The organism is Camelimonas lactis, assembly GCF_004342915.1.
Taxonomy (GTDB): domain Bacteria; phylum Pseudomonadota; class Alphaproteobacteria; order Rhizobiales; family Beijerinckiaceae; genus Camelimonas; species Camelimonas lactis.
In genome coordinates this window covers 1-2,595 of the sequence record NZ_SLWL01000047.1, presented here as the reverse complement: position 1 = coordinate 2,595, position 2,595 = coordinate 1, and the positions used below count along the sequence as shown (strand labels likewise).

Sequence of the window (2,595 nt, the reverse complement as noted above, 5' to 3'; positions counted from 1 at the left end):
TGAGAACACCGGGAATAAAGTGCGCCATTTTCTGGCGTGCCTCACCGATATAAAAGTATGCCAGTCCTGCTAGACCTCCGTTTTTTGGCGGAGGCTGAGGATGAAGAGAGTGGAGCTTTATCAGAAGGTTCGCCGGGCGGTTCTTATTGCTGGCGACAGCCGCCGGAAGACCGCCGCGTATTTTGGCATCAGCCGCAAGACTGTCGACAAGATGCTCAAGTTTCCAGAGCCGCCAGCCCATGGTCGCTCCGGCGGTTTGTATAGCCGTAAGCTGGCGGCGTTTACGGCGATCATCGACGCCATTCTGGAGGCGGACCGTACGGTTCACTCCAAACAACGCCACACTGCGATACGGATCTTTGAACGTCTTCGCGATGAACATGGCTTCACCGGCGGGATCTCGATTGTCCGTGCCTATATATCCCGGGCGCGCTTGCGGAGCCGCGAAGTGTTCATTCCTCTCATGCACAGACCAGGGCACGCCCAGGTTGATTTTGGCGAGGCTGATGGGATCATCGGCGGCAAACTCGTGCGGTTTCATTACTTCTGCATGGATTTGCCGCATAGCGACGCCCCGTTTGTGAAGGCCTATGCTGCCGAAGTGGCGGAGGCATTCTGCGATGGTCATGTTGCGGCCTTCGCCTTCTTCGGCGGGATCCCGCTTTCAATCCTGTACGACAACACCCGACTGGCGGTGTCGCGGATACTTGGTGACGGCAAGCGCGAACGCAGCAGGATGTTTTCCGGCCTGCAGAGCCATTATTTGTTTGAGGACAGGTTCGGTCGTCCCGGCAAGGGTAACGACAAGGGCAAGGTCGAGGGCCTTGTTGGCTATGTACGCCGGCGCTTCATGACGCCAGTCCCGGTTGCCGACAGTATCGATGCGCTGAACGCGCGCCTTCTTGAACAATGTCTGGAGCGGCGGCAGGCGGTGCTGCGCGGACACAGCCAGAGCATCGGCGAACGGATGCAGGCAGATCTGGCGGCGTTCATGAAGCCACCGGCTGTGGCGTTCGATCCGTGCCATATGGTGACGGGCCGCGCCTCGTCGCTGTCGCTGGTCCGCTACCGGACCAACGATTACTCCGTGCCGACGGCCCATGCCCACCAGGAAGTGGTGATCAAGGGCTATGTCGACCGGATTGAGATCATCTGCCATGGAGAGCGGATTGCGGTGCATCCACGAAGCTATGAGCGGGAGGATTTCATCGCCAACCCGCTGCATTACCTGGCGCTGCTTGAGCATAAGTCCCGGGCGCTTGATCAGGCGGCGCCGCTGGATGGCTGGGTTTTGGCGGAACCGATGCATCGCCTGCGCCGGTTGATGGAAGCACGCAGCGGCAAGGAGGGTCGCCGTGAGTTCATTCAGGTTTTGCGCCTGTGCGAACGCTTTGAGCAATCTCTGGTCGAATGGGCGGCTTCACGGGCGCTGGACATGGGGACGATCAGCTTCGATGCGGTGAAGATGATCGCCCTTGCGCGACTGGAACGCCGCCAGCCGAAGCTTGATCTGGAGTTCTACCCGCATCTGCCACGCGCAACCGTTGGTCACACTGACCCGCGCAGTTACATGGGGCTGCTGTCCCGGCCGCAATCACCGGAAGTGGGAGCTCAGCCATGACACAGCCTTCCATGCCATTACCGGCAACAGCGGCGGAACCCACCAGTGTGCCGCCCGCGGTGCTGCTGACGAACCACCTCAAGGCGCTCAAGCTTCCGACTTTCGTGCGTGAGCACGAGAAAGTGGCGATGGAGGCCGCCCAGGACCAGGCCGACTATCCACGCTATCTGCTGCGGCTGTGCGAACTTGAGCGGATCGACCGCGAACGCAGGATGGTGGAGCGCCGGATCCGTCTGGCAAAGTTCCCGCATACCAAAAGCTTCGACACCTTCGACTTCGCCGCCCAACCGTCGCTGAACAAGCCGCTTGTGCTGGAACTGGCGCGCGGGGAATGGATTGAACAGCGGCGCAACGTCATTGCGCTGGGGCCGAGCGGAACCGGCAAGACCCACACCGCGCTCGCTCTGGGTCTGGTGGCCTGCCAAAAGGGCCACAGCGTGGCGTTCACCACGGCTGCGGCGCTGGTTCATGATCTTATGGAAGCGCGGGATGAACGGCGTCTGCGGACACTCCAGAAGTACCTTGCCTCGGTCAAGCTGCTGATCCTGGATGAACTCGGCTATGTGCCCTTCACCGCCGTTGGCGGCGAGCTGCTCTTCGAGGTGCTCAGCCAGCGTTACGAGCGGGGCAGCACGCTGGTCACCAGCAACCTGCCGTTTGATGAATGGACCACGGTGTTTGGCTCAGAACGCCTGACCGGGGCCTTGCTCGACCGGCTGACCCACCACGTCCACATCCTCGAGATGAACGGTGACAGCTATCGCCTCGCCAGCAGCCGCAGGCGCCAGAAAGACAGGAAAAACCCATCATGACCTGATCAGACACGGCCATCGGCAGCGGAAAATCGGCTTCCGCTCCGCTCCAGCCGCTTCCCCGCTGCCGAGCACAAACCGCCTCGTCATGAGGCTTTATAATTGACCCGACTGGCCTACTTTTAAACCGGTGAATGGCCTCTTTTTATTCCGGTGTTTACA

The 2,595-nt window shown here is 60.5% G+C and carries 2 protein-coding genes; both read left to right on the top strand.

All coding sequences use genetic code 11. The annotated features are described in order from the left end of the window. The first annotated feature begins 100 nt into the window (after positions 1-100). On the top strand, positions 101-1,621 hold the full coding sequence (gene istA / locus EV666_RS18060; protein WP_132011038.1) for an IS21 family transposase: 1,521 nt from the start codon (positions 101-103) through the stop codon (positions 1,619-1,621). After that, positions 1,618-2,433 (top strand): IS21-like element helper ATPase IstB, encoded by an 816-nt coding sequence (gene istB / locus EV666_RS18055; RefSeq protein WP_280990854.1) that lies wholly within the window; start codon positions 1,618-1,620, stop codon positions 2,431-2,433. The genes istA and istB overlap by 4 nt, the downstream gene beginning before the upstream one ends. Positions 2,434-2,595 lie beyond the last annotated feature (162 nt).

Bases quoted from the DNA above. Each gene is read 5' to 3' on its own strand.
- istA (WP_132011038.1), top strand. From the start codon at position 101: ATGAAGAGAGTGGAGCTTTATCAGAAGGTTCGCCGGGCGGTTCTTATT.
- istB (WP_280990854.1), top strand. From the start codon at position 1,618: ATGACACAGCCTTCCATGCCATTACCGGCAACAGCGGCGGAACCCACC.